22 protein-coding genes and 3 tRNA genes are annotated in these 23,691 nt (G+C 61.6%); 16 read left to right on the top strand and 9 right to left on the bottom strand.

Annotated elements, in window-relative coordinates; translation table 11 throughout:
* Positions 1-18: 18 nt before the first annotated feature.
* The 8 genes from leuA (at position 19) to HCR84_RS08875 (ending at position 9,467) form a co-directional block, all read left to right on the top strand.
* Positions 19-1,785, top strand: a complete 1,767-nt coding sequence (gene leuA, locus HCR84_RS08910) for a 2-isopropylmalate synthase (protein WP_166983713.1) — start codon at positions 19-21, stop codon at positions 1,783-1,785.
* 109 nt (positions 1,786-1,894) lie between these two features.
* Positions 1,895-2,641: a DNA repair protein RecO gene (gene recO / locus HCR84_RS08905; protein ID WP_166983712.1), complete on the top strand. Its 747-nt coding sequence runs from the start codon at positions 1,895-1,897 to the stop codon at positions 2,639-2,641.
* Positions 2,638-3,441 (top strand): isoprenyl transferase, encoded by an 804-nt coding sequence (locus tag HCR84_RS08900; protein ID WP_166983711.1) that lies wholly within the window; start codon positions 2,638-2,640, stop codon positions 3,439-3,441. The genes recO and HCR84_RS08900 overlap by 4 nt, the downstream gene beginning before the upstream one ends.
* A 40-nt stretch (positions 3,442-3,481) precedes the next feature.
* A complete protein-coding gene (locus HCR84_RS08895; protein ID WP_166983710.1) occupies positions 3,482-4,150 on the top strand; it encodes a DsbA family oxidoreductase in 669 nt (222 codons plus the stop codon).
* 139 nt (positions 4,151-4,289) lie between these two features.
* Entirely contained in the window at positions 4,290-5,444 is a 1,155-nt protein-coding gene (gene dusB / locus HCR84_RS08890; RefSeq protein WP_166983709.1) for a tRNA dihydrouridine synthase DusB, read from the top strand.
* Positions 5,434-6,702, top strand: coding sequence for a deoxyguanosinetriphosphate triphosphohydrolase (locus HCR84_RS08885; RefSeq protein WP_166983708.1), 1,269 nt, complete (start codon positions 5,434-5,436; stop codon positions 6,700-6,702). Before dusB ends, HCR84_RS08885 begins: the two co-directional genes overlap by 11 nt.
* Positions 6,703-6,753: 51 nt before the next feature.
* Entirely contained in the window at positions 6,754-8,601 is a 1,848-nt protein-coding gene (gene dnaG, locus HCR84_RS08880) for a DNA primase (RefSeq protein WP_166983707.1), read from the top strand.
* Between the two features lie 35 nt (positions 8,602-8,636).
* A complete protein-coding gene (locus HCR84_RS08875; RefSeq protein WP_166983706.1) occupies positions 8,637-9,467 on the top strand; it encodes an ATP-binding cassette domain-containing protein in 831 nt (276 codons plus the stop codon).
* 70 nt (positions 9,468-9,537) lie between these two features.
* Here HCR84_RS08875 and HCR84_RS08870 read toward each other — a convergent pair.
* Together HCR84_RS08870 and def are read right to left on the bottom strand one after the other, a co-directional pair.
* Positions 9,538-9,613, bottom strand: a tRNA-Asn gene (locus HCR84_RS08870).
* A gap of 91 nt (positions 9,614-9,704) precedes the next feature.
* Complete coding sequence (gene def / locus HCR84_RS08865) at positions 9,705-10,271, bottom strand: peptide deformylase (protein ID WP_166983705.1); 567 nt, start codon at positions 10,269-10,271, stop codon at positions 9,705-9,707.
* A 45-nt stretch (positions 10,272-10,316) separates the two neighbouring features.
* On the opposite strand from def, the gene HCR84_RS08860 reads away from it, so the two are divergent.
* The 5 genes from HCR84_RS08860 to HCR84_RS08840 all read left to right on the top strand — a co-directional run bounded on the left by HCR84_RS08860 (position 10,317) and on the right by HCR84_RS08840 (position 15,580).
* Positions 10,317-11,240, top strand: coding sequence for a DMT family transporter (locus HCR84_RS08860; RefSeq protein ID WP_166983882.1), 924 nt, complete (start codon positions 10,317-10,319; stop codon positions 11,238-11,240).
* A gap of 129 nt (positions 11,241-11,369) precedes the next feature.
* Positions 11,370-12,632 (top strand): glycosyltransferase, encoded by a 1,263-nt coding sequence (locus HCR84_RS08855; protein WP_166983704.1) that lies wholly within the window; start codon positions 11,370-11,372, stop codon positions 12,630-12,632.
* Positions 12,623-12,696, top strand: a tRNA-Ile gene (locus HCR84_RS08850). The genes HCR84_RS08855 and HCR84_RS08850 overlap by 10 nt, the downstream gene beginning before the upstream one ends.
* Positions 12,697-12,801: 105 nt before the next feature.
* Complete coding sequence (locus tag HCR84_RS08845; RefSeq protein WP_166983703.1) at positions 12,802-14,013, top strand: MFS transporter; 1,212 nt, start codon at positions 12,802-12,804, stop codon at positions 14,011-14,013.
* A 76-nt stretch (positions 14,014-14,089) separates the two neighbouring features.
* The gene (locus tag HCR84_RS08840; protein ID WP_166983702.1) at positions 14,090-15,580 is read left to right on the top strand and encodes a glycosyltransferase; all 1,491 of its coding nucleotides are present in this window, start codon (positions 14,090-14,092) and stop codon (positions 15,578-15,580) included.
* Here the strand turns inward: HCR84_RS08840 and HCR84_RS08835 are convergent, their stop codons facing one another.
* Both HCR84_RS08835 and HCR84_RS08830 read right to left on the bottom strand, forming a co-directional pair.
* Positions 15,581-16,702 carry an acyltransferase family protein gene (locus HCR84_RS08835; protein ID WP_166983701.1) on the bottom strand — a complete coding sequence of 374 codons (1,122 nt, stop codon included), beginning with the start codon at positions 16,700-16,702 and terminating at the stop codon, positions 15,581-15,583.
* A 54-nt stretch (positions 16,703-16,756) separates the two neighbouring features.
* Entirely contained in the window at positions 16,757-17,305 is a 549-nt protein-coding gene (locus HCR84_RS08830) for a PadR family transcriptional regulator (RefSeq protein ID WP_166983700.1), read from the bottom strand.
* 233 nt (positions 17,306-17,538) lie between these two features.
* On the opposite strand from HCR84_RS08830, the gene HCR84_RS08825 reads away from it, so the two are divergent.
* On the top strand, positions 17,539-18,042 hold the full coding sequence (locus HCR84_RS08825) for a DUF3145 domain-containing protein (RefSeq protein WP_166983699.1): 504 nt from the start codon (positions 17,539-17,541) through the stop codon (positions 18,040-18,042).
* Positions 18,043-18,126: 84 nt separating this feature from the next.
* On the opposite strand, the gene HCR84_RS08820 is transcribed toward HCR84_RS08825, so the two are convergent.
* The 5 genes from HCR84_RS08820 to HCR84_RS08800 form a co-directional block, all read right to left on the bottom strand.
* The gene (locus HCR84_RS08820; protein WP_166983698.1) at positions 18,127-19,362 is read right to left on the bottom strand and encodes a beta-ketoacyl-[acyl-carrier-protein] synthase family protein; all 1,236 of its coding nucleotides are present in this window, start codon (positions 19,360-19,362) and stop codon (positions 18,127-18,129) included.
* An 83-nt stretch (positions 19,363-19,445) separates the two neighbouring features.
* A complete protein-coding gene (locus HCR84_RS08815) occupies positions 19,446-19,694 on the bottom strand; it encodes an acyl carrier protein (RefSeq protein ID WP_166983697.1) in 249 nt (82 codons plus the stop codon).
* 72 nt (positions 19,695-19,766) lie between these two features.
* Positions 19,767-20,771 (bottom strand): beta-ketoacyl-ACP synthase III, encoded by a 1,005-nt coding sequence (locus tag HCR84_RS08810; RefSeq protein WP_166983696.1) that lies wholly within the window; start codon positions 20,769-20,771, stop codon positions 19,767-19,769.
* Positions 20,772-20,785: 14 nt separating this feature from the next.
* Positions 20,786-21,703 carry an ACP S-malonyltransferase gene (locus tag HCR84_RS08805; RefSeq protein ID WP_166983695.1) on the bottom strand — a complete coding sequence of 306 codons (918 nt, stop codon included), beginning with the start codon at positions 21,701-21,703 and terminating at the stop codon, positions 20,786-20,788.
* Between the two features lie 78 nt (positions 21,704-21,781).
* Positions 21,782-22,987: a PucR family transcriptional regulator gene (locus HCR84_RS08800; protein ID WP_166983694.1), complete on the bottom strand. Its 1,206-nt coding sequence runs from the start codon at positions 22,985-22,987 to the stop codon at positions 21,782-21,784.
* 131 nt (positions 22,988-23,118) lie between these two features.
* Here HCR84_RS08800 and HCR84_RS08795 point away from each other — a divergent pair, with 131 nt between their 5' ends.
* Both HCR84_RS08795 and HCR84_RS08790 read left to right on the top strand, forming a co-directional pair.
* Positions 23,119-23,583 carry a redoxin domain-containing protein gene (locus HCR84_RS08795; RefSeq protein ID WP_166983693.1) on the top strand — a complete coding sequence of 155 codons (465 nt, stop codon included), beginning with the start codon at positions 23,119-23,121 and terminating at the stop codon, positions 23,581-23,583.
* A 33-nt stretch (positions 23,584-23,616) separates the two neighbouring features.
* Positions 23,617-23,689 (top strand) — tRNA-Val (locus HCR84_RS08790).
* Positions 23,690-23,691 lie beyond the last annotated feature (2 nt).

Here is a 23,691-nt window from a genome sequence, read left to right as displayed (position 1 = left end):
GCGAGGAGAAATGAAGCAATGAAAAACAATCAGAAGGCATCGCCGATGCCGATCAGCAAGTATCGGCCCTTCCAGCAGCAGATTTCGGTCGATCTTCCTGACCGCACATGGCCGGGAGCTGTCATCACAGCTGCCCCGCGGTGGTGCGCCGTCGACCTGAGGGACGGCAACCAGGCGCTGATCGACCCCATGAGCCCCGAGCGCAAGCGTGTGATGTTCGACATGCTCGTGCGCATGGGCTACAAGGAGATCGAAGTCGGCTTTCCGAGTGCCAGCCAAACAGACTTCGATTTCGTGCGCTCCTTGATCGACGAAGACGCGATCCCTGACGACGTCACGATTCAGGTTCTGACGCAGTGCCGTGAGCACCTCATCCGCCGCACGTACGAGTCGATCGCCGGCGCGAAGCAGGCGATCGTGCATCTGTACAACTCCACGAGCGTTCTGCAGCGCGACGTTGTGTTCCGCTCAGATAAGCGGGGGATCATCGATATCGCGCTGAACGGTGCACGGATCTGCAAGCAGATGGAGAGCACGGTTCCCGGCACGACGGTGTTCTACGAATACTCGCCAGAGAGCTACACCGGCACAGAGCTCGAGTTTGCCGCGCAGATCTGCAACGAGGTGCTCGATGTGCTGGAGCCGACACCCGAACGCAAGGTAATCATCAACCTGCCAGCAACCGTCGAGATGGCCACCCCGAACGTCTACGCGGACTCGATCGAGTGGATGAACCGAAACCTCAATCATCGTGAGAACGTCATTCTGTCATTGCATCCCCACAACGACAGGGGAACGGCGATCGCGGCCGCGGAACTCGGCTACATGGCCGGTGCAGACCGCATCGAAGGATGCCTCTTCGGCAATGGGGAGCGAACAGGCAACGTGGATCTCGTTGCTCTCGGTATCAACTTGTTCACGCAGGGAATCGATCCGCAGATCGATTTCAGCGACATCGACGAGATCAAGCGCACTGCTGAATACTGCAACCAGCTGAAGGTGCATGAACGAAGCCCCTGGGCGGGAGATCTCGTCTTCACCGCGTTCAGCGGTTCTCATCAGGACGCCATCAAGAAGGGCTTCGAGGCAATGGCAGCGGAAGCGGCCGAATCGGGCGTATCGACGGAGGATCTTGTCTGGGCCGTTCCCTACCTGCCCGTGGACCCGAAGGATCTCGGGCGCTCGTACGAAGCGGTGATTCGCGTCAACTCTCAGTCGGGCAAGGGCGGCGTCGCCTACCTTCTGAAGTCCGACCATGGAATGGAATTGCCGCGCAAGCTGCAGATCGAGTTCTCGTCTGTCGTTCAAAGTCGCACGGAGTCCGAAGGCGGCGAGGTCACCAGTGAAGAGATCTGGCGCATCTTCCACGACGAATATCTGCCTTCCGACCTCGGTGAGTCCCAGTGGGGTCGATTCGAACTGCGCGGCCTTCGCACGTCGAGCAGCGTCGATGGCGGCGTCGACGTTGACGTCACGTTGCGCGACGGTGAATCGCTTGACCAGCACACCGCGCATGGAAATGGCCCCATCGCGGCGTTTCTCACAGTGATGAACGAGCATGGCGTCGACGTGACGCTCTATGACTATGTCGAGCACGCGCTCAGCGCGAGCGGCGATGCCGCTGCGGCTGCGTATGTCGAGCTGCAGGTCGGCGAGAAACGGCTGTGGGGGGTCGGAGTTGATGGCGATATTTCCGTCGCGTCGCTGAAGGCGATCATATCGGCGGTCAACCGTGGTCTTCGCACAACGACTACCGACCCGGCTTTGGAAGCAGCCGGGGTCTGAGCCGGCACTCGAGACGACGGGCGCGGGCAGGGGAGTTCATCCCCTGGCCGCGCCCGTCGTCTCATGGTGTCGTTCCGCCCGCATGCAGGCGAACGAGAGATAATCAAGTGTGCCGATATATCGAGATGAAGGCGTGGTGCTGAGAACCCACAAGCTGGGCGAAGCCGACCGCATCGTGACCTTGCTGACGCGGCAGCACGGCAAGGTGCGCGCCGTCGCCAAGGGAATTCGGCGCACGAGCTCACGATTCGGATCACGTCTTGAACCGTTTATGGTCGCGGATCTGCAGCTATACGAAGGCCGCAGCCTCGACACCATCACTCAGGCAGAGACTCTGGGCGCATACGGACAGATCATCGCCGCCGATTACGACAGCTATACCGCCGCGAACGTCATGGTCGAAACGGCAGACAAGATCACCGAGTCCGACACAAACCGCCAGCAGTACCTGCTGCTTCTCGGGGCGCTGCGGTCGCTCTCACGCGCCGAGCACGCACCGGCTATGACTCTCGACTCCTACCTGCTTCGGGCATTGTCGCTCGCAGGCTGGGCACCGAGCTTCATCGACTGCGCGCGCTGCCAGCGTCCCGGTCCGCATGAAACCGTCGTCGTGCAGATGGGGGGAGTGGTGTGCGTGGACTGCGCTCCAACGGGAAGCCCGAAGATCGATGTGCCGACCCGAGAGCTCCTCGGCTCGCTGCTCGCGGGGGAATGGAACATCGTGGATGCGGCTGACGCGGCAGTTCGCACACGGGCAAGCGGCCTTGTCGCCGCATACGTTCAATGGCATCTCGAGCGGGGGATCCGATCGTACGCCCATCTCAGCTCGAGTCCGTCGGCAGAAAGGCGAAAGTGACCCCCAAACCATATACGCACGCTGACGCTGTTCCGTATCGCCCCATCGACTGGACCGGTGTGTACCCGCCCGAGCTGCCGGCGAAGGCACTGCCGAAGCACGTGGCGATTGTGATGGACGGCAACGGGAGATGGGCGAACAAGCGCGGTATGACACGCATCGAGGGGCATAAAGCGGGCGAAGCCGCACTTCTCGACGTTGTAGCCGGTGCCATTCAGCTGGGCATTCGCCACGTGAGCGTCTACGCGTTCTCGACAGAGAATTGGGCACGATCGCCCGAGGAAGTGCGCTTTCTCATGGGGTTCAACCGATCGGTGCTGCACCGCAGGCGGGACCAGCTCAACGAATGGGGAGTGCGAATCCGCTGGGCCGGCCGCAAGCCACGACTCTGGTCTTCGGTCATCAAAGAGCTTCACCATGCCGAGCAGCTCACCGCGGACAACTCCGTGCTCACACTCACAATGTGCGTCAACTATGGAGGGCGAAACGAGATCACTGATGCCGTGCGCTCCATTGCCCGCGACGTCAGCGAGGGCAAGCTGAAGCCAGGAGGTATCTCCGAGCGCACGATTGCCTCTCGGCTGTATGTGCCCGACACGCCGTCCGTCGATCTTTTCGTGCGAAGCTCTGGGGAGCAGCGCACCAGCAATTTCATGCTCTGGCAGAGTGCCTACGCCGAAATGGTTTTCCTCGACACCCTGTGGCCGGACTTCACGCGTGAAGACCTCTGGCATGCCGTGAGCCTGTACGTCAGTCGCGATCGTCGATTCGGCGGGGCGAGAGATGCGCCGGCATCCTGATCTCGGGAATTCTCTCGCGTCTCGCCTCGTTGCATCGATCATGAGCGCACCCATCACCGTCGACATTTGGTCTGATATTGCCTGCCCCTGGTGCTACATCGGTAAGCGCCGTTTCGAGCGCGCGGTTGACACGTTTTCCGAGGATGCTGAGAACCCACCGGTGTCGGTGCGATTTCACAGCTTCGAGCTCGCCCCAGACACGCCCGTCGATTTTGACGGGAACGAGCGGGACTTTCTTGCCTCGCACAAGGGACTGCCACCCGATCAGATCACGCAGATGCTCGACCATGTCACGGGTCTTGCTCAGCAGGTAGGGCTCGCATACGACTTCGACTCCATCAAACACACAAAGACCCTGAAAGCGCACCAGCTTGTGCATTTTGCTCGAGCGCAGGGCAAGGAGCATGAGCTGATGGAACGGCTCATGAGCGCCTATTTTGTCGAGGGCAGGCACGTCGGACGTGTCGACGACCTTGCCGATCTTGCCGCAGATGTCGGCCTCGACCGAGACGCCGCCATTCACGCGCTTGAGCAGGAGACATACGCCGCAGACGTCTCCGCAGACATGGCGCAGGCAACCGAATACGGCATTAACGGAGTGCCGTTCTTCGTGTTCGACAGCGCATACGGAGTGTCCGGCGCCCAGGAACCGGAGACCTTCGGTGAGGTGCTGCGCGAGGTCGTGTCGCGACGGGGTGAGGCCGCGTGAGCTCAGAGGCGACGACAGACGGAGCGAACGTGTTTCAGATGCTCGGTGACACCGCGGCGGCTTCGTGCGAAGGCGATGTGTGCGCGGTTCCGACCACGGCGGTGCAGGAGGCTCCCCAATCTGGGACAATTGAGAGGTTATGACCTCGACTTCGACGCGCACGCGTCCGCTTCAGATCGGCTCGCTCACTCTCGATGTGCCCGTCGTGCTCGCACCGATGGCCGGAATCACGAATACGGCGTTTCGGCGCCTCTGTCGTGAGTTCGGCGCAGGGCTGTACGTCTCCGAGATGATCACGTCGCGTGCCCTCGTCGAGCGCACGACGGAAACAATGCGTTTGATCTCACACCATGAGTCGGAGGTTCCGCGCAGCATTCAGCTTTACGGGGTCGATCCGACGACGGTGCGTGAGGCCGTGACGATGATCGTTGCAGAAGACCGCGCCGACCACATCGACCTCAACTTCGGGTGCCCTGTTCCGAAGGTGACGCGCAAGGGCGGTGGCGCGGCGCTGCCGTGGAAGCACGACCTCTTCCGCGACATCGTGACCGAGGCCGTCAACGCGGCCGGGCAGACACCCGTGACTGTCAAAATGCGCAAAGGCATAGACAAGGACCACCTGACCTATCTCGACGCAGCCCGTTTCGCACAAGATGCCGGGGTGTCTGCAATCGCGCTTCACGCTCGAACGGCATCCGAATTTTACTCAGGGCACTCTGACTGGAGCGCGATTGCGACACTGAAAGAAACCGTCCCGGATGTTCCCGTTCTGGGCAATGGCGATATCTGGTCTGACTCCGACGCGCTCGATATGATGTACCAGACAGGCTGCGACGGCGTCGTCGTCGGCCGAGGATGCCTCGGGCGTCCCTGGCTCTTCGGAGACCTCGCCGCCGCCTTCCGCGGCGAGCCGCAGCGGTTCAGACCAGGGCTCGGTCAGGTGATCAATACATTCCGGCGACACGCGCAGCTGCTCGCGGAGTTCTTCGAATCGGAAGAACGTGGATGCCGCGACATTCGCAAACACGTTGCCTGGTATTTCAAGGGGTACCCGGTTGGCAGCGATCTGCGCACGCGCCTCGCCACCGTCGAGTCACTCGAGCAGCTCGATGAGCTTCTCGCGTCTCTTGACGCGTCCGCTCCCTACCCGGGCGACGATGCCGAGGGGCCACGTGGGCGTTCGGGGCATCCGAAGCGTCCCGTGCTTCCCGAGGGCTGGCTCGATTCACACGTCATCGCCGGTCGTGACGCACAAGACATCCACGAAGCGGAGTTGAACACCAGTGGCGGTTGACGTTTACAACGCGCACGACCAGGCTCGATGGCTGCCCGAACACCACACATCACGGCGAAGCGATTTCGCCCGCGATCGCGCGCGACTACTGCACTCGAGTGCTCTGCGTCGCCTTGCGGCCAAGACCCAGGTGCTCAGTCCGACGTCCGGTGTCGATTTCGCTCGTAACAGGCTCACGCACTCCCTTGAAGTCGCGCAGGTCGGGCGCGAGCTCGCCGCAAGCCTTGCCCTCGCACCAGACGTCGTTGACACAGCTTGCCTTGCGCACGACATCGGGCACCCGCCGTTCGGCCACAACGGCGAAAAGGCACTTAACGATTGGGCAGCCGACATCGGCGGCTTCGAGGGAAACGCGCAGACACTTCGCGTGCTGACCCGGCTGGAGCCGAAGGTGTTTGGCGACGAAGGCACGCCGTACGGGCTGAACCTCACGCGAGCGAGTCTCGATGCCAGCTGCAAGTACCCGTGGCCGGCTTCGCATGCTGTTGCCGACCCGAGCGGACGCGCCAAGTATGGGTTCTTCGACGACGACACTGCTGCCTTCGCCTGGCTTCGCGATGGCGCCCCTGAGGGGCAGAGGTGCATTGAATCCGAGGTTATGGATCTCTCTGATGACATCGCCTATTCCGTGCATGATTTCGAAGATGCAATCGTCAGCGAATACATCGATCCGGCTTTTCTCAATGCGAAGGCAGGACACAGCTCTCTCTTGCAGGCGGTGCGTGCATGGGCCGGTTCCGCATTCACCGTTGACGATCTCGGCGCGGCCTTCGAACGGCTGTCGCTGCATCCCTCCTGGCCCCGCACCTGGAACTCATCGCGTCGTGATTTGGCAGGCCTCAAGGACTTCACGAGCTCGATGATCGGCCATTTTGCCCGGGCAGCAACCGAGGCGACTCAGACGGCATACCCGCAGCGCAGCCTCATCCGCTTCGGCGCCCACGTTGAAGTTCCTCACGAGATCGCCTCAGAAATCGCGGTGCTTAAAGGAGTGGTCGCGGCCTTCGTCATGTCGAGTGATGCTCGGCAGCCGATCTACAGGCAGCAGCGAGAGATTCTGACAACACTCGCCGACCGAATTTACGGTTCAGGCGGAGAAGGCCTCGACATCGCCTTCGCAGCGGACTGGGCAGAAGCGACATCGGATGCTGCGCGCAAGCGCATCGTTATCGATCAGATCGCCAGTCTGACCGACCAGGGTGCTGTCGCGAGGTACGCTCACCGCGACGTTGTCGCCGGAGTTATCCCCACTTCCTGAGGGCGTCCACAGGCAGCTCAGCAGGCGTTCGCCGACGGCTAGGATGGGTGCATGGCAGGCCGCATTCGACAGACTGATATCGAAGAGGTCAAGTCGCGCACGAATATCGCCGACATCATCGGTGATTACGTCACGCTCAAGTCGGCCGGCATCGGCTCAATGAAAGGTCTCTGTCCCTTTCACGACGAACGGACCCCGAGTTTTCACGTGCGCCCCCAGGTGGGTTTTTATCACTGCTTCGGCTGCGGCGAATCAGGCGACGCGATCTCGTTTCTGCAGAAGATGGATCACGTCACCTTCGCTGAGGCTGTCGAACGTCTCGCGGCGCGCGCAGGCATCGAGCTGCACTACGAAGACGGTGCGGGCCCCGGCGTCGATCACGGCAGACGATCACGGCTGCTGGCTGCGAACAAGGCTGCGGAAGACTACTTTCAGCGGCAGCTCACAGCCCCGAGTGCTGAAGCAGGCCGTGCGTTTCTCGGCGAGCGAGGTTTCGACGCCGCGGCTGCAGCACGCTTTGGGGTCGGCTTTGCCCCACAAGGCTGGGACAACCTGCAGAAGCACCTCACGGCTGCAGGATTCACACGCGACGAGCTGGTGACGGCCGGGCTTCTCTCACAGGGAGACAGAGGAGTCTACGACCGATTCCGCGGTCGCCTCGTCTGGCCCATCCGAGACGTCACGGGCCAGACCGTTGGGTTTGGAGCACGACGGCTTTTCGACGATGACAAGGGCCCGAAGTACCTCAATACTCCAGAGACTCCCGTGTATCACAAGGCACACGTACTGTACGGGCTTGATATCGCGAAACGCGATATCTCCCGAGGTAATCAGGTTGTCGTCGTTGAGGGTTATACAGACGTGATGGCCTGTCATCTTGCCGGAATAACCACGGCCGTCGCTACCTGCGGAACCGCGTTCGGCGTCGACCACATCAAGGTGATTCGCCGCATCATGGGTGATGACAATCGCAATGGCGAAGTCATCTTTACGTTCGACCCAGATGCGGCAGGGCAGAAGGCGGCACTCCGCGCGTTCTCCGAAGAGAAGCGCTTTGCCGCCCAAACGTACGTGGCCGTCGCTCCCGCGGGGCTCGATCCGTGCGACCTGCGGCTCAAGCGCGGAGATTCGGCGGTTCGTCGACTTCTCGAGACGAAAGAGCCCATGTTCGAGTTCGTCATCAAGCAGGTGCTCTCGCAGTACAACCTTGACACGGTTGAGGGCCGGGTCGGCGCACTGCAGGCTGCGGCCCCCATCGTCTCTGATATTCGAGACGCCTCGCTTCGACCCGGATATACGCGCGTGCTCGCCCGTCAGCTGGGTGTTGATCTGGGCGAGGTGCAACGTGCGGTCCGCTCGTCGCGCGGCCAGAAACCTCACGGGCACGAAGCGCGGGCCCCGTCAGGCGAACCCAAAGCCGAGAGGCCCGTTGGCATTGCCGATCTTCCGAAGGACCCCTCAACGCGGCTCGAACGAGACGCCCTGATGGCGATCGTGCAGCACCCCCGCGTGATCGGCGAAGACATCGTCGCCGATGCCGTGCACACGGGTTTTACGAACCACCCGCTCTCTGTGCTTCGCGATGCGATCGCCGCTCACATGGACACCTTCGCCTCGGACGGCTGGTTTCAGGCGATCAGCGATGACACCCCCGAACCCTACCGGGACCTCCTGCACCAGCTGGGTGTCGCCCCACTTCCCGAGCGCGGGGAGCGCGAGCTCGAGGTGTACGTGCGCGATGTCGCGGTGTCCCTGGTCGAACGAGACATGCTCAGACGCAAAGCGGAGCTTCTCGGGTCGCTGCAACGGCACGATCCTCGGGATTCCGAAGGGTCCCGAAAGATTCAGCAGAAGCTCGTGCAGCTTGAGACAGAACGGCGCCGCCTCCGCGCGGGATGATCGTACAGGGCACAACCTGAGGCATGATGGTTCTCATGCAATCCGAGTCCGAGCCCGAACCCGTACTCGCCGCATCCGATCTCACCATCAGCTATCCCGCGCACGGCGCAAGCAATGAGCACATCGCCATCAACGGTGTATCGTTCACGGTCGGCACCGGGGAGATTCTCGGTGTCATCGGCGAGGCAGGGTCGGGCAAATCAACGCTCGCTTCAGTTCTCTCCGCCGATTTCAAGACGCCAAAGAGCCGGCGGCTCGCTCCCATGATCACCGGGGGAGAGGCACGACTGTTCGGCACGCCGCTGAGGGGTCGAGTGCCGAAGCGGCGACTTGCTGAGCTGCAATTTCGCACAGCATATCTGCCGCAGGATGCTGCTATGCAGTTGCCCGCGGAATACACCGTCTCCGAGATTCTAAGTCAGCCGATTCTCGAGCGAGACAGGCGGTTCGACCGTGCTGTTCTCGGGCGCCATGTTGCAACGATTCTCGATGCCGTGCACATGCCGTTCGGCTACCTCACGTCGTATCCCTTTGAACTCTCAAGCGGTCAACGTCAGCGCATCGCAATCGCGCGCTCTCTGGTGCTGGGCCCGCGTGTGCTCATCGCCGATGAGCCGACGACGGGAATAGACGTGCTGGCGCGCGAGGCGCTGCACGAGCTGCTGCGCACTCTGCGTGATGAGAAGAAGCTGTCTGCCCTCGTTATCAGCCACGACTTCGCACTGCTTCGTCACGTCACCTCACGAGTGCTTGCTCTGCATAAGGGCGGCCTTGTGGGCCTTGGCGAGCTCGACGCCCTCCTGAGCGACAGATCGCATCCGTATTTGAGCGCTTTGGGTGCGAACGAGGAAGGCGGCACGGCCTGAGCCCGTTGGCTCGAGGATTTGAGGCCAAAACCTGAGCACGCAAAAGGCCCTTTCCAAAGGAAAGGGCCCGTGGCTCCTCGAGTTGGACTCGAACCAACAACCTATCGGTTAACAGCCGATTGCTCTGCCAATTGAGCTATCGAGGATCACTGTCGAACAGCACAGCTACTTTACCAAATGATTCTGTCGCACCAAATCCAGGGCACAGCCCGGGCGTTTTGGGTGCAGGAGACGACGTCAGCCCTCAAGCCTCTCGTCCATCGGATTCCAGCTGTTGCCCGGACCAGTCCACCCGCGCTTTTTCACAATGCGGAGAAGCACGCGGTCGAAAGCCGAATCAAGGCGATCGATGTAGAGCGTTCCGTCGAGGTGATCGTATTCGTGCTGGAGTATTCGTGCGCGCCAGCCGTCGGCCTCGATGCGCACTGGCCGCTCTTCCGAATCGACTCCCGTCACCACGACATTCTCGGAACGTCGAAGTGGAAATCTCTCGCCAGGAAACGACAGACACCCCTCTGAGTCTTCGTCTTCGTCGGCTGGGCCAGCGGGCGGCGGCGTCATGCAGAGGCTCGGATTAATGACGACGCCGCGCCAGGGGGCACCATCGTCATTCCGATAGCTGTACACAAAGAGACGCTGCCCGACGCCCACCTGCGGTGCCGCAAGACCGACGCCAGGGGCGGCATCCATTGTCTCGAACATGTCTGCGACGAGCGTGCGAAGTCTCTCGTCAAACTCTGTGACGGGAGCGGCCTTCTCGTGCAAGACCGGCTCTCCATGGATTCGGATCGGAAGTACGGTCATGAAATCAGCTTATCTATCGAAGGCACAGGGTAGTCTCTGTTGGTGATGATTCCGCTCGACGACCTCTCAGGACTCACGGACCAATTCACGCAGGATCCCTCTCGCCTCATCGGAATCCCGTTCGCATTGGTCGGCGCCGTGTTGATGTCGCTCGGTGCGCAGTTTCAGCACAGGGGAGTCGCCAAGGTCGAGACGGCAAGTGGACACGATGCTTCTCACGGCCTCAACTTCGTTCAGCTGAAGGCACTGCTGCGGCGACCGTCGTGGGTCATCGGCACCGTCATGCTTACGCTGGCGATCGTCTTTCAACTCTCGGCGCTCGCGTTCTCTCCGCTGATTCTCGTGCAGCCCCTTGGAGCGATTGCTCTCGTCATCACATCGATCCTCAATGCGCGCATCGCCAACATCACGCTCAACCGGCGCTCCATCGTCGCGATTGTCGCGTGTGTGTCCGGGGTTGCGCTATTTGTGACGACTGCGGCCATCGTCGGAATCGACAGGCCCGTCACAACGACAGCCCTCATCATCATCCTCTGCGCCATGGCCGCAGTGCTCATCATCTTCGCCGTCATTTTCGCCATCACGAGATCGCGGGCGAAGGCAATCTTCTACATCATCGCAGCGGGTTGCATCTACGGGTTCGTCGCGACACTCGCAAAAGTGATCTTGAGCCGGTTGTCGCACGGCAACGTCGATTGGCTCACCATTGTGTGCGTTGTCGGCCTCATCGCAGGAACGGCACTCGGCGCGTACTTCGTTCAGAATGCATACGCTTCAGGGCCGCCCGACCTCGTCATAGCGGGCCTAACCGTCATCGACCCACTCGTCGCGGTGGCCGTCGGCATCGTCATTCTTCGCGAGGCAGCCAACGCTCCGCTTTGGGCTGTGCTCTCGTTTGTCGCTGCGGGATGCATTGCCATCTGGGGTGTCTTTCAACTTGCTCGTCATCACCCGCAGGTGAAACCGTGAGCTTGCTGACACACCCACGTCACCCCAGCGCCGAGGCCGCGTCGGTGATTAGACTGTCCAGGTGCGCGCGATCGTCTCACAAAGGTTCGCGTGTGTGAGCGGTGTTCAAGCGCCCGCCGAGACGGAGGAATGACCAACACCTTGTCTGAGTCTGAAAATCGCGACACCGAACCTCACGGTCGCCCACTCAAGGTGCTGATTGCTGCCGACACATTCGCCCCCGATGTGAATGGCGCGGCACGGTTTGCAGAGCGGCTTGCCGCCGGGCTTGTCGAGCGCGGGCACGACGTGCACGTTGTCGTGCCCGCATCCTCTCGCCGCCATGGAACCTGGACGGAGACGCACGAGGGTCAGCGGATGACCGCCCACCGACTTTACAGCTGGCGATGGTTCCCCCACGATTGGCTGCGCTTTGCGCTACCGTGGCGCGCACGCAAGAATGCCGCTCGAATCCTGGATGCCGTGGGGCCAGACGTCGTGCACTCTCAGTCATTTCTGGTGATCGGGAGAGCGATGACGATCGAGGCGGAACGGCGCGGAATCCGGGTCGTCGCGACAAACCATCTCATGCCAGAGAACCTCCTCGAATTCACGATGCTCCCGCGGCTTGTTCAGGAGCGTGCGGTGAAGACCATGTGGGCGGATGCACGAAAGATTCTTTCGAAGGCGTCTGCCGTGACGACGCCAACGCGTCGAGCTGCAGACTTCCTCGAGCGGGCAACGGGCCGAAACGACGTGCACGCTATTTCGTGCGGTATCGATGCGTCTCGATACTCACCTGACTTCGATCCGCGCTCAGACAACAGAATTACGTTCGTCGGCAGGATCACGGGCGAGAAGCAGATCGATGTGCTCATTAAGGCATTTGCCCAGCTCGATGCGGGCCTCGATGCCCGTCTCGAGATTCTCGGCGACGGCGACCAGAAGAAGAACCTTGAAGCGCTCGCCCAGCAGCTCGGAGTGAGCGACCGCGTCACGTTCACCGGCTATGTGACCGATGAACAGCTGAAAGATGCGTACAGCCGAGCAACGGTGCTCGCGATGCCGTCCATCGCAGAATTGCAGAGCATCGTGACGATGGAAGCCATGGCGACGGCGCTTCCCGTTGTCGCCGCGAACGCTATGGCACTCCCACATCTCGTGCACGACGGAGAGAACGGATACCTCTTCACTCCGGGCGATGACAAGGAACTCGCTGAGCGCTTGACCGATGTGCTCACGGCCGACGAAGATCGGCTGACGGAGATGAAGCGCGCATCGCTTCGCATGATTAGGCCACACGACATCCAGAACACACTCTCGACCTTCGAGAGCCTGTATCGTGGTGAGGCGGTGACTGACCCAGTCACCGATGTCACGGATATGTCCGATGACGAACGTCGGGGGCGTTAGCTCAGCCGGTTAGAGCAGCGGACTCATAATCCGTCGGTCGCGGGTTCAAGCCCCGCACGCCCCACTCTGTGTATTCCCCAGCGCATTCCCGATGATCCCCAGGAACATGTGGCGATCTTCGGCACCGATCGCTTCCTCTGACACATCGTGAAAGGCGGTACTCCACGCCGTGTACTCGATCCTCTTAGCGATCATCTATGTCGCTTTCGTCAGCCTCGGACTCCCGGACTCTCTCGTGGGAGCCGGCTGGCCGGTCATGCATCACGACCTGGGTGTTCCTGTCGCCTTCGCCGGAATCATCACAATGATCATCGCCGGTGGCACCATCCTCTCGAGCCTGGCATCAGAGCGGGTGACTCGCCGGTTTGGCGCTGGCGTTGTGACGGCCGTCAGTGTCGGAATGACCGCGGCAGCTCTCGTCGGGTTCTCTGTCTCCGGCGAGTTCTGGATGCTGTGCCTGTGGGCGATACCGTTTGGACTGGGCGCCGGAGCCGTCGACGCGGCTCTCAACAACTACGTTGCTTTGCACTATGCCGCGCGACACATGAACTGGTTGCACAGTTTTTGGGGTGTGGGTGCCTCCATCAGTCCGTTCATCATGAGCTATGCCCTCACATCGGGGCTGGAGTGGTCCGGCGCATACCGCATCGTCGGTCTCATTCAAGCCGTCCTGACTTTCCTGCTGCTTGTCAGCATCCCGCTGTGGGGAAAGGTGAATGTGGTTGCCCCGAGTGGCCGCTCCGGCGCCTCAGACGACGGGTACGACACCGCGACCGCGTCGTCCGTTGAGAGAAGTGGCCACGTTCCGCTCGTACGTGCGCTGAGGATTCCCGGTGTTCTCTCCATCCTCGCGGCCTTCTTCGCCTACTGCGCGCTCGAGAGTACAGCGATCCTCTGGTCGTCGACGTACCTCGTCAGCGTCCGCGGCGTCGCGCCAGCCACGGCCGCTGCGTTCGCCGCGCTCTTTCTGCTCGGCATTACTGCCGGTCGATTCCTTGCCGGATTCTTTGCGGACCGGGCCGGGGATCGGCAACTCATTCGCGGTGGATTCGTCACGGTGGGAATCGGCGGCTTGATGCTTGCACTGCCGTTGGAGACACACGCACTCGCACTCGTCGGGCTCGTTGTCGCGGGTCTTGGCTCCGCTCCGATCTATCCAGCAATCATCCACTCCACTCCGGTCAACTTCGGCCGCCGCAACTCGCAGGCCATCATCGGCATCCAGATGGCCTCGGCCTACACCGGCTCTACGCTCGCGCCACCGCTGTTCGGCGCGATCTCGGCCTGGACAGGAATGTGGATCTTCCCTTTCTTCATCGTCGTGCTCGTAGCCCTCGGCATGCTCATGTCTGAGCGGCTCAATCGACGTGTGCGAATCTGAGGCCCCGTATCCCTTCGCATTGCCGCTCTCGAGAACATCACAGCTTACGCAAAGGCAGCAGGCCTAGCCTCACATCGTGTCTATTGCACAAGTGCGATTCCCGCGGGGGCGGCAGTTCGCTCTGACCTGGGGGATACCGCAACATTTCGGGGGCATGACAGCGGCCATGCTCCATCGCTCGCGCGCCTTCGTTCGCGAGGGCGGAGTCTCGCTGACGGTGCTCACGCTCGACGATCGATCGGATTATCCCGAGCTGGAGTGGAAGCTACGCGCTGACGGCGAGCTTTCCGACGAGATGCAACTGCTGAATATCTGGGATTGGTTTCGCGAGAACGGTGTAAAGCCCAAAACAGGCAATCATCGCCCGGCTGCCCCACTCGAACCCCGCGATGATGACGATGTGCACACGCGCGACGGTGTCGTGGTGTGCCGTCGAAGGAGCAAAGACTCCGGAGACTTGTCTGTGGATCGCTATCGCGACGACGGATCGCTTCTCATGACGGACAGGGAGGGCGACACGAAGCGTTCGATCGTTGTCTACGACGACTCGGGCGCTCCCGTGCGGTCGTGGAAGAGCCTATGGGCCGTGTACCGATATTGGCTCGACACCTTGACAGAGGGCAAGAGGAGCTTCCTCGTCATCGACTCAAAGACAGCAGCGCGTTTCGTTCACAGCTACCGCCGTGACAATGTCATCACCATGCACCTGATGCACGGCTCACATCGTCGCGCCGACGGATCCGAGACGCTCAGCGCTTCACGCCGTGAGTCCTTCGAACATGCCGATCAGTACGATGCACTCGTCACGTTGACACAAAGGCAACGTGACGATCTGCTCACCGATGGTGCGCGGCCGAACACGCTGTTTGTCATTCCGAACAGCCGCGCGCACACACCGATTGTTCCTGCGACTGCCCACCATCGGGGGAGAGGCGTGATGCTCGCCTCACTGACGAAGCGAAAGCGCGTCAGTCATGCAGTACACGCAATCTCGATGGCTCGCAAACGGGGGTTCGACGTTAGCCTTGAGGTGTACGGCGATGGGCCGGAGAAAGAGCGTCTGACGTCACTGATCGAGCAGCTCTCACTCGAGGATGCTGTGACGCTGCGCCCCTTTGAGCGAAACGCTGCCGCACGATTCGCTGATGCCGACTTCAGTCTGCTCTCGTCAACGGCGGAAGGACTACCACTCGTGCTCGTCGAATCCATGGCGTACGGGTGCATTCCGATCGCCTACGATATTCGCTATGGTCCGGCCGACATCATTGATGAGGGTCGCAACGGCTTCCTTGCTGACGACGGCGATGTGGAATCGCTCGTTCGCAGCATCCTCCGGGAACAGACGATGCCTCCCGAGGCACTCGTGCGCATGCGCCGTAAAGCGCAGCTCTTCTCGACACGGTATTCCGACCCCGTCGTTGCGCGACGTTGGGCCCGCGCGATGGAAGTCGCTCTCGAAGCAAAGCGCACTCGACACGCTGGTGAGCTTCCTCCGCTCGTTCGCGCGCGCAAGAGCGTTGGTCGGCTGAAGCGACGCCTCGAGCGCGTGACCGGTCTCGACCGGTAGTCAGCTGGCTGTCGAGGCCGTCACTTTCGCCACCGTGCGCCCACTCCACGTGCCGAGGTTCCGGCTGAGGTGTTGGGACGGCGACTCCACGAAGCGGAAGAACAGCGCGGCCGCGATGATGCTGACGGGAATGCCAACGACGCCCGTGAGCATCCAGAGGCTGTCTCCGAAGAGGAAGCCGAGGGTGCCCAGAATCGGGGCATGCACGAGGTAGAGGCTGAACGAGACTTTGCCGAGCCATTGCACCGGGCGCACCTCGAGGAGCCGCTTGAATGGGGGCCACGCCACGGCGAGCACCATGATGATTCCTGCCCCGGCGCCTGACAGCCCCCAGAGGGCGAGGTTTCCGATGCTTCCCGATTCGAAAACAGGCCGCGCGAGCCAACTCGCCACCATGAAGATGGCAGCGGTCATGGAAAGCGCCAGCCAGGTGCTCTGTCGGTGAGGACGGTTGCCCCATTCCACGATGTCGTGCAGTCGGACGGCGATGAGGCTGCCCATCATAAAGACGGGGAGGTAGACGAGCGCATCGATGGCAACCATTCGACCGACGATGCTGAGCGCTGCGCACGCGAAGCCGAGCCACAGCGCGTGTTTGCGCAGGATCGACGCGACGATGACGAAGATGGGCAGGAGCAGTGAGAACACGAGCTCCCACCGCAACGACCACAGCACGTTATTGATGTCGTACGTGACACGAAAAAGCGACGCTTCGCTGAAAAAGCTCTCAAGCGAGACGGACGTGGCTTGCGCATCATGCAGCCACGAGCCCTCGGCCACGGTCGACGGATCCCTGGGGACGAGCAGAATGAGGGCTGCAGCAACCAGCAGGGACGCAATCACGGGAAGGTAGAGCCGCAAGACCCGGTGCGGGTAATACGTTGCCCAAGAAAAGCCGTCGCGAAGCGCGGGAAGTGCGACGACAACGCCAGAAAGAACAAAGAACACGAGCACCGACTCTGTGCCGACGAAGAGCAGCTTGAGTGGGCTCTGTGTGAGCCAAGCCCAGGTCTCGTCTGACAAGTGCGGTCGGGCAATGAGGCTTGTGTGATAGAGCATCACCACGACCGCGGCGATCCCTCGCACGCCGTCAAGACTGCGAATTCTCCCCAAGCTCGACATCACGAACAGGTTACGAGTGTGTGCTGTGCAGAGTCTGGGGCCGCGCTCAGTAGTTCATGACACCGTTGCGCGTCGCCCACGGCGGGGCCGCAGCGTCGAGAGCCCGTATGACGCATACGGCAGGTGAAGCGTTCGTGACGCATCATCGAGCCACCGCGTCGCTGCGTCATGCAGCATCGTTGTGGCCGAGTCAAGGGCCGCCCGTTGAGCCTCCGGCTCGCTGCCGCTCTGGGTGGGGAGAGCGAGTGCCCGCCGATAGCCGCTGAGCAGCTCCTCGACGGAGCTCCCGGGAATCGACGACACCACGAGTACCTGATCGAGCATCTCGGTCCAATCCAGCGAATCTGTGTGGGCTGGGCGGGACATCCAGTCTGTGACGGTTTGCTGCCCCCAAGCTGTCAGCGAATAGAGCTGAAGATTATCGGCAGTGAGCGCACCTTCGACGATAAGTCCGGTTCTGCGGAGCCGCTCGAGTGTTCCGTACACCTGGCCGACGTTGATTCCCGCGCGATGCGGAGCGCGTCTGACGAGTTCGTCGCGAAGCTGAAGGCCGTAGGCAGGGCCGAGGGTGAGAATCGCGAGAAGACTGTGCTTAACGGTCACACACGCTCCTCACCTTGTTCTATACCGAGTATAGATACCGTTTGGATGCCGAAGGGGACGCCGACCGCGAGCCGTGCAGTTCGCCTCTCGCGCAATTGCCGCTTGTTATCGCCTCCTGACGTAGGGCATAATGTGAAATGAACGTCAGTTCAGCTAATTTCATAATGAACGCGCATCATCTGCCTTGTCACTGGTCGTAGGGGAAGACGTACCGGTGAAACAAAGGAGACAAGATGACGACGCCAGCTGCTCGGGGAGTGATCTATGTTCACTCGTCGCCACGCGCGCTATGCCCTCACGTTGAGTGGGCGGCAGGGCGCGCTCTTGGTCGTGCGGTCAATTTCGATTGGTCCGACCAGCCCATCTTGCCCGGAACTCATCGGACTGAGTTCTACTGGGAGGGCACTCAAGGCATGGGTGCCGCACTTTCTTCGGCCCTTCGTGGCTGGGAGCATCTTCGTTATGAAGTGACGGAGGACGCCACGCCCGGTGCGGACGGCGGTCGCTGGATGCACACTCCCGACCTCGGCATCTTCTACGCTCAGCTCGACACTGTCGGAAATACTGTCGTGCCCGAAGACCGAATCCGAGCCGCGATGGACTCGGCACAGGGGTCGGGCCAGCTCATGGCGGAGAACCTTCGACTCGCCCTCGGCCAGGCCTGGGATGACGAACTTGATGTCTTTCGCTACGCGAGTGACCATTCACCCGTCGTCTGGCTTCACAAAGTGGGCTGAACCGCGCGTCGCTGGTCACCGACAGTTGAGGGCCCCTTCATGATGAAGGGGCCCTCAACTGTGTGCGGGGTTCGCCGAGGCTACTTAGACCGAGCGGAAAGCCGCAACCGCGTTGTGCCCGCCAAACCCAAACGAGTTGGTGATGGCGAGCTGGTCTCCGCGACCCAGATCTTGAACATCTCCTGAGATCGAGAGCGGAATCTCCGGATCCTGAGTCGTCAGGTTGATCGTCGGAGGGGCAATGCGTTCGGCAATCGCATAGATCGAGAACACCGACTCGAGTGCCCCTGTGCCGCCAAGCAGATGACCGGTAGATGCCTTTGTGGCGGAGACGGGGATCGAGTTGGTCCGCTCACCGAAAACAGCTCGCAGGGCTGCGTACTCGGCGACGTCGCCAACAGGGGTGCTCGTTGCATGGGCGTTGATGTGCGTCACATCATCTACCGAGGCACTGGCCTGTGTGAGCGCGCGCATAACCGCACGGCTTGCGCCCCGCCCTTCGGGGTCGTTCGCTGTGATGTGATACGAATCGGCGGTGACCCCCGCCCCAGCCAGCTCAGCGTAAATGTGAGCACCGCGTGCGAGAGCGTGCTCCTCGGTTTCGAGCACGAGGCTTGCGGCGCCCTCACCCATGACAAAGCCGTCGCGATCAACGCTGTACGGGCGCGAGGCAGTCTCTGGGGAGTCGTTTCTCTTCGAGAGAGCCTGCATTGAGGCGAAGGACGCGATGGTGATGGGGTGAATCGCGGATTCCGTGCCACCAGCGATCACAACGTCAGCGAGCCCCTGCTGCAGGTGCTCATACGCATTGGCGATGGATTCGGTGCTCGACGCGCATGCCGACGCCACGGTGCGCGCGAAAGCGCGCGCATGAAAGTGCATCGATACCGCTGCCGCTGCCGCATTAGGCATGAGCATCGGAACCGTCATGGGCATGACACGACGGGGGCCACGCTCGCGCAGAGTGTCCCACGCATCAAGCAGCGTCCACACGCCGCCGATGCCTGTTGCGAAGTCCACTCCAAGGCGCTCTGGCTCGACGTCGGGTTCGCCAGCATCAGCCCAGGCCTCTTTCGCCGAGATCAGGGCGAACTGGCTTGACGGGTCGAGACGTTTTGCAACGGGGCGCTCCAGCACCTCGCTTGGACGCACCTTCGCCTCGGCAGCGAACGTGACGGGAATGGAGTACTCCTCGATCCAGTCGTACTCGAGTGTGCGGGTGCCGGACTCCTTGGCCAACAACGCGCTCCAGCTTTCACGGGCGGTCCCGCCAAGGGGTGATGTTGCACCGATTCCGGTGACGACAATCTTCTTGGTCATTCCTTCGACTCTCTTGGGTCTGTCGTGAACGCTCGACATCGGTGCGGGCACGCTTGCTGCGGCCCGCACCGGAGTCGTACGAGCTAGGCCTGGGCCTTGACGATGTAGTCGACGGCGTTACGGACGGTCTTGAGGTTCTTTACCTCTTCGTCCGGAATCTTGACGTCGAACTTCTCTTCTGCGTTCACGACGATGGTCATCATCGAGATCGAGTCGATGTCGAGGTCGTCGGTGAACGACTTGTCGAGCTCGACGGTGTCAGCTGCGATGCCGGTCTCATCATTGACGAGCTCGGCGAGGCCAGCGAGGACTTCTTCGTTGGACAGTGCCATGTGTTTCTCCTTGAGTGTCGATTGACCGATGAACAGTCTAGAGGTGAGTTGGGGCGAGATCCGAGAGCTCCGCTACGGCAACACGATTATCTGGGCGCCGAAAACGAGTCCGGCGCCGAAACCGATCTGCAGTGCGAGGCCGCCGGAAAGCTCGGGATGCCCCTGCAGAAGGCGGTGCGTAGCCAAAGGAATGGATGCTGCTGAGGTATTTCCCGTTGATTCGATGTCGCGTGCGATCACAACGGAATCGGGCAGACCCAGCTGCTTGGCAAACTCATCGATGATCCGCATGTTTGCTTGGTGCGGAACGAACGCCGCGAGATCTGACGGAGCGATGCCGGCCTCCTCGATCGCCAGGCGGGCGACCTTCGCCATCTCCCAGACGGCCCAGCGGAAGACCGTCTGGCCCTCCTGGCGGAGTGTCGGCCATTCGGAACGGCCCTCACGGTAATCGATGAGCGTGCTGTTCATGCCGACGGCGTCGGCACGCGATCCATCGGACCCCCACACGGTGGGAGAAATCCCCGGCGTGTCGCTCGGCCCGACGATGGCGGCCCCAGCGCCATCACCGAGTAGGAACGAAATGCTGCGATCGGTCGGGTCGACGACGTCCGACAGCTTTTCGGCTCCGATCACGAGTGCGTAATGCGCGGCTCCAGAGCGAATGAGAGCATCCGCTTGAGCGACGGCGTACGTATACCCTGCGCACGCCGCATTGATGTCATACGCGGCAGCAGGGTTTGCGCCGACACGATCCGCGACGACCGCGGCCATCGATGGTGACTGCTGAACATTGCTGATGGTGGCAATCACCACGAGATCGATGTCGACGGGGTCGACGCCCGAGGTTCGAATCGCCTCGTGAGCGGCATCCGTTGCCATGTCGACAGCGAGCACGCCCTCTGATGCACGGGTGCGTGAAACGATTCCCGTGCGCTGCTGAATCCACTCGTCAGACGAGTTGATCGGTTCCACAAGATCGTCGTTGGGCACCGAGAGGTCCCCGCGGGAAGCGCCGAACCCGAGAAAACGGGTGTGCGCGGATCCGGATGACTGGTTGAGAATGGGAATTGTCATGGCTCTTTCGATTGTCAGGCTGCTGTAATCATGTCGACGGCGGCGTCGATGTCATCCGGGGTATTCACGGCGAGCGTCGGTATACCCTTGAGCCCTCGACGCGCAAGCCCGATGAGAGCTCCGGCCGGAGCGATCTCGATCACGCCGGTCACTCCGGCAGAGACGAACGATTCCATACACAGGTCCCAGCGTACGGGCGAGGCGACCTGGGTAACGAGAAGGTCGCGGAATCGGGCGCCATTCGTGACCTCGGTACCATCGTTATTCGTCCAGAGACGAAGCGAAGGGTCAGCTGCGGCGAATGAACTGGCGCGTGTCTCAAGAAAACTGCGCGCGTCGTTCATATAGCGAGTGTGGAAGGCGCCGGCCACTTTGAGCGGCATCACGCGGGCCTTCGCGGGTGGCTCGTCTGCGAGCCGCGCAAGGGCGGGCAGCTCTCCGGCTACAACGATCTGCCCTCCGCCGTTGTAATTCGCGGGCTGGAGGCCGACGGCTTTGGCGCTGCGCACGACGTCATCAGGGTCTCCGCCGAGAACGGCGCTCATTCCTGTGGGGACAACCTGTGCGGCCTCAGCCATCGCCGCGGCACGTTCCCCGACGAACGCCATCCCGTCGGCTGCGGTGAGCACTCCTGCGCCGACAGCAGCGGTGATCTCTCCGACGGAGTGCCCGGCGATGCCCCCGATATGAGCCAACGCGTGGCGCTGATTCAGCTCATTGAGCACGAGGAGTCCGGCAGCGACAATCAGCGGCTGGGCAACCGCCGTGTCTTTGATTGTCTCGGCATTGCTCTCTGTGCCGTGTGCGACGAGGTCCAGTCCTGCAGCATCCGAGTAATCGGCGAGTTGAGCTCCCGCATTGCCTGACTCGAGCCATGGAGCGAGGAATCCGGGTTTCTGCGAGCCCTGTCCAGGGCAGACGATGACAATCACCGTTCTAGTCTGCCGGTCCGCTGCGTCTCGTGTGTGTTGAACACCCACGAAGAACAAAAGCTTCCTTTGTGGAATGTCTCATGCCTTGGGCTTCTTCCGGCGAGCGGGCTCGTGTTCCGCAATGGAACCGAGAATCAATGCCGACTGCAGAATGAGTGCTTCGCGCGCACCCGTGGCATCCCACCCGATGACTTCCGAGACACGCTTCAGGCGGTACCGAACGGTGTTCGGGTGCACAAAGAGCTCGCGCGCCGTGGCCTCGAGAGATCGGCCGTTGTCGAGATAGCACCAGAGGGTCGTCGCGAGCTCAGTCGAGTGATCCTTGAGCGGTCGGTAGACGCGTTCGATGAGCGTGCGTTTCGCAAGCGGGTCGCCGGCGAGAGCGCGCTCGGGGAGCAGATCGTCTGCGAGAACCGGACGCGGTGCGTGTCGCCAGGCCCGCGCGACCGCGAATCCCGCGAGCGCGGCGCGGGCGCTTTGCGATGCCTCAATCAAGGTAGGAACAGGGTGTCCGAGCACCAGATGCCCCTCGCCGAAGCCTGACTCCAGCTGCGACGCGATTTCTTGGAACGACAGACCGGGGGCTGTTCCGACGGTTTCCTCGCCGTCGGCAGTGCGTGAATCGGAACGTCCGATGACAAGAACGAGCCGCTTGCCCTGCACGCCGATCAAGACATCCGCCTGCATGTGCCGAGCAGCACGGCGCAGGTGATCGACATCGAGTTGTGGGGGAGTGGTGCCAACGAGAACGCAGACTTCTCCGTGCCCGTGCCAGCCCAGTGCGGCAATCCGACTCGGGAGCTCGTCGTCTGTTTCACCCGTCAGAATCGAGTCGACGACGAGAGCTTCGAGCCGAGCGTCCCAGAGACCGCGAGCCTCTGCGGCGCGGGCATAGACGTCGGCCGCTGCAAAGGCGATCTCACGGGAATACAGCAGAATTGCCTCTCTCAGCTGTTCGTCCCGGCCAGCAACCCGTTCTTCGACCACTTCCACTGTCACGCGAATGAGCTGAAGCGTCTGCTGCAGGCTCACCGAGCGAAGCAGCTCACGCGGCGCCGCTCCGAAGACGTCTGCGGCGATCCATGGCGTCGAGCGTGGATCATCGAACCAGGCGATGAACGATGAGATGCCCGCCTGAGCAACCAAACCAACGGAGCTGCGCCGTCCGGGAGGCATGTCCGCGTACCACGGCAGCGTATTCTCCAGCCGTTTGATCGTGACGGTGGCAAGCTCACCAGAGATGCGGCGCAGCCAGGCAAGTGTTTCTTCTTTAGTCCGTGGCACGTCTGAGTTGTCTCCTCGCAGTCACCAACGATTGTGTCAGGGGTAATGGGCAATAGCGGCCATCGACCACTCAGCCTAACTATGCCACCCGATAGCCTTGGGCGAGTACGCCAAGTGAAAGGCTGAGAAGGATGCTTTCTGTCGGCGATGCTGCGCCAGTCTTCGACCTCGTCGATCAGCACGGAAGATCAGTGACGCTGGAGAGCTTGCGGGGCCGACGACTGATGTTTGTGTTTCTCCCGCTTGCGTTCTCCGGCATCTGCGCGAGCGAGCTTGAACAGCTCGTTGATGACCAGCCGCTCTTCGCATCGGCGCGCACCGAGGTGATCGGCATTTCGGTGGATTCGATGTTTGCGCTGAGGACATGGACGGATGCCATCGGCGCGCCGTTTCGTCTGCTCTCTGATTTCTGGCCCCACGGTGCTGTCGCGGATCGTTTCCACGCATTCGATGCGGAGACAGGGCGCGCTACTCGGACGAGCATCGCGATTGATGAGCGGGGGACGGTCGTCTCGGTTTTCTCGACCCCTGCCGATCGAGCGCGCACAACGGCGATGTACGCCCAGGCCCTGTCGATGTTCGAGGATGTCGAATGAACCGCTATCATTGACACGTCGCCTCGGCGATGAGGGCCTTTAGCTCAGCTGGTAGAGCGCCACGTTTACACCGTGGATGTCATCGGTTCGATCCCGGTAGGGCCCACA

Source organism: Paramicrobacterium fandaimingii (assembly GCF_011751745.2).
Classification (GTDB): domain Bacteria; phylum Actinomycetota; class Actinomycetes; order Actinomycetales; family Microbacteriaceae; genus Paramicrobacterium; species Paramicrobacterium fandaimingii.
This window is presented reverse-complemented; position numbering and strand designations above follow the sequence as displayed.

Excerpts from the sequence above, each read along its gene's own strand:
- leuA (WP_166983713.1), top strand. The coding sequence starts at position 19 with ATGAAAAACAATCAGAAGGCATCGCCGATGCCGATCAGCAAGTATCGG.
- HCR84_RS08895 (WP_166983710.1), top strand. The coding sequence starts at position 3,482 with ATGAGCGCACCCATCACCGTCGACATTTGGTCTGATATTGCCTGCCCC.
- dusB (WP_166983709.1), top strand. The coding sequence starts at position 4,290 with ATGACCTCGACTTCGACGCGCACGCGTCCGCTTCAGATCGGCTCGCTC.
- dnaG (WP_166983707.1), top strand. The coding sequence starts at position 6,754 with ATGGCAGGCCGCATTCGACAGACTGATATCGAAGAGGTCAAGTCGCGC.
- HCR84_RS08875 (WP_166983706.1), top strand. The coding sequence starts at position 8,637 with ATGCAATCCGAGTCCGAGCCCGAACCCGTACTCGCCGCATCCGATCTC.
- def (WP_166983705.1), bottom strand. The coding sequence starts at position 10,271 with ATGACCGTACTTCCGATCCGAATCCATGGAGAGCCGGTCTTGCACGAG.
- HCR84_RS08860 (WP_166983882.1), top strand. The coding sequence starts at position 10,317 with ATGATTCCGCTCGACGACCTCTCAGGACTCACGGACCAATTCACGCAG.
- HCR84_RS08855 (WP_166983704.1), top strand. The coding sequence starts at position 11,370 with ATGACCAACACCTTGTCTGAGTCTGAAAATCGCGACACCGAACCTCAC.
- HCR84_RS08835 (WP_166983701.1), bottom strand. The coding sequence starts at position 16,702 with ATGTCGAGCTTGGGGAGAATTCGCAGTCTTGACGGCGTGCGAGGGATC.
- HCR84_RS08825 (WP_166983699.1), top strand. The coding sequence starts at position 17,539 with ATGACGACGCCAGCTGCTCGGGGAGTGATCTATGTTCACTCGTCGCCA.
- HCR84_RS08820 (WP_166983698.1), bottom strand. The coding sequence starts at position 19,362 with ATGACCAAGAAGATTGTCGTCACCGGAATCGGTGCAACATCACCCCTT.
- HCR84_RS08815 (WP_166983697.1), bottom strand. The coding sequence starts at position 19,694 with ATGGCACTGTCCAACGAAGAAGTCCTCGCTGGCCTCGCCGAGCTCGTC.
- HCR84_RS08810 (WP_166983696.1), bottom strand. The coding sequence starts at position 20,771 with ATGACAATTCCCATTCTCAACCAGTCATCCGGATCCGCGCACACCCGT.
- HCR84_RS08795 (WP_166983693.1), top strand. The coding sequence starts at position 23,119 with ATGCTTTCTGTCGGCGATGCTGCGCCAGTCTTCGACCTCGTCGATCAG.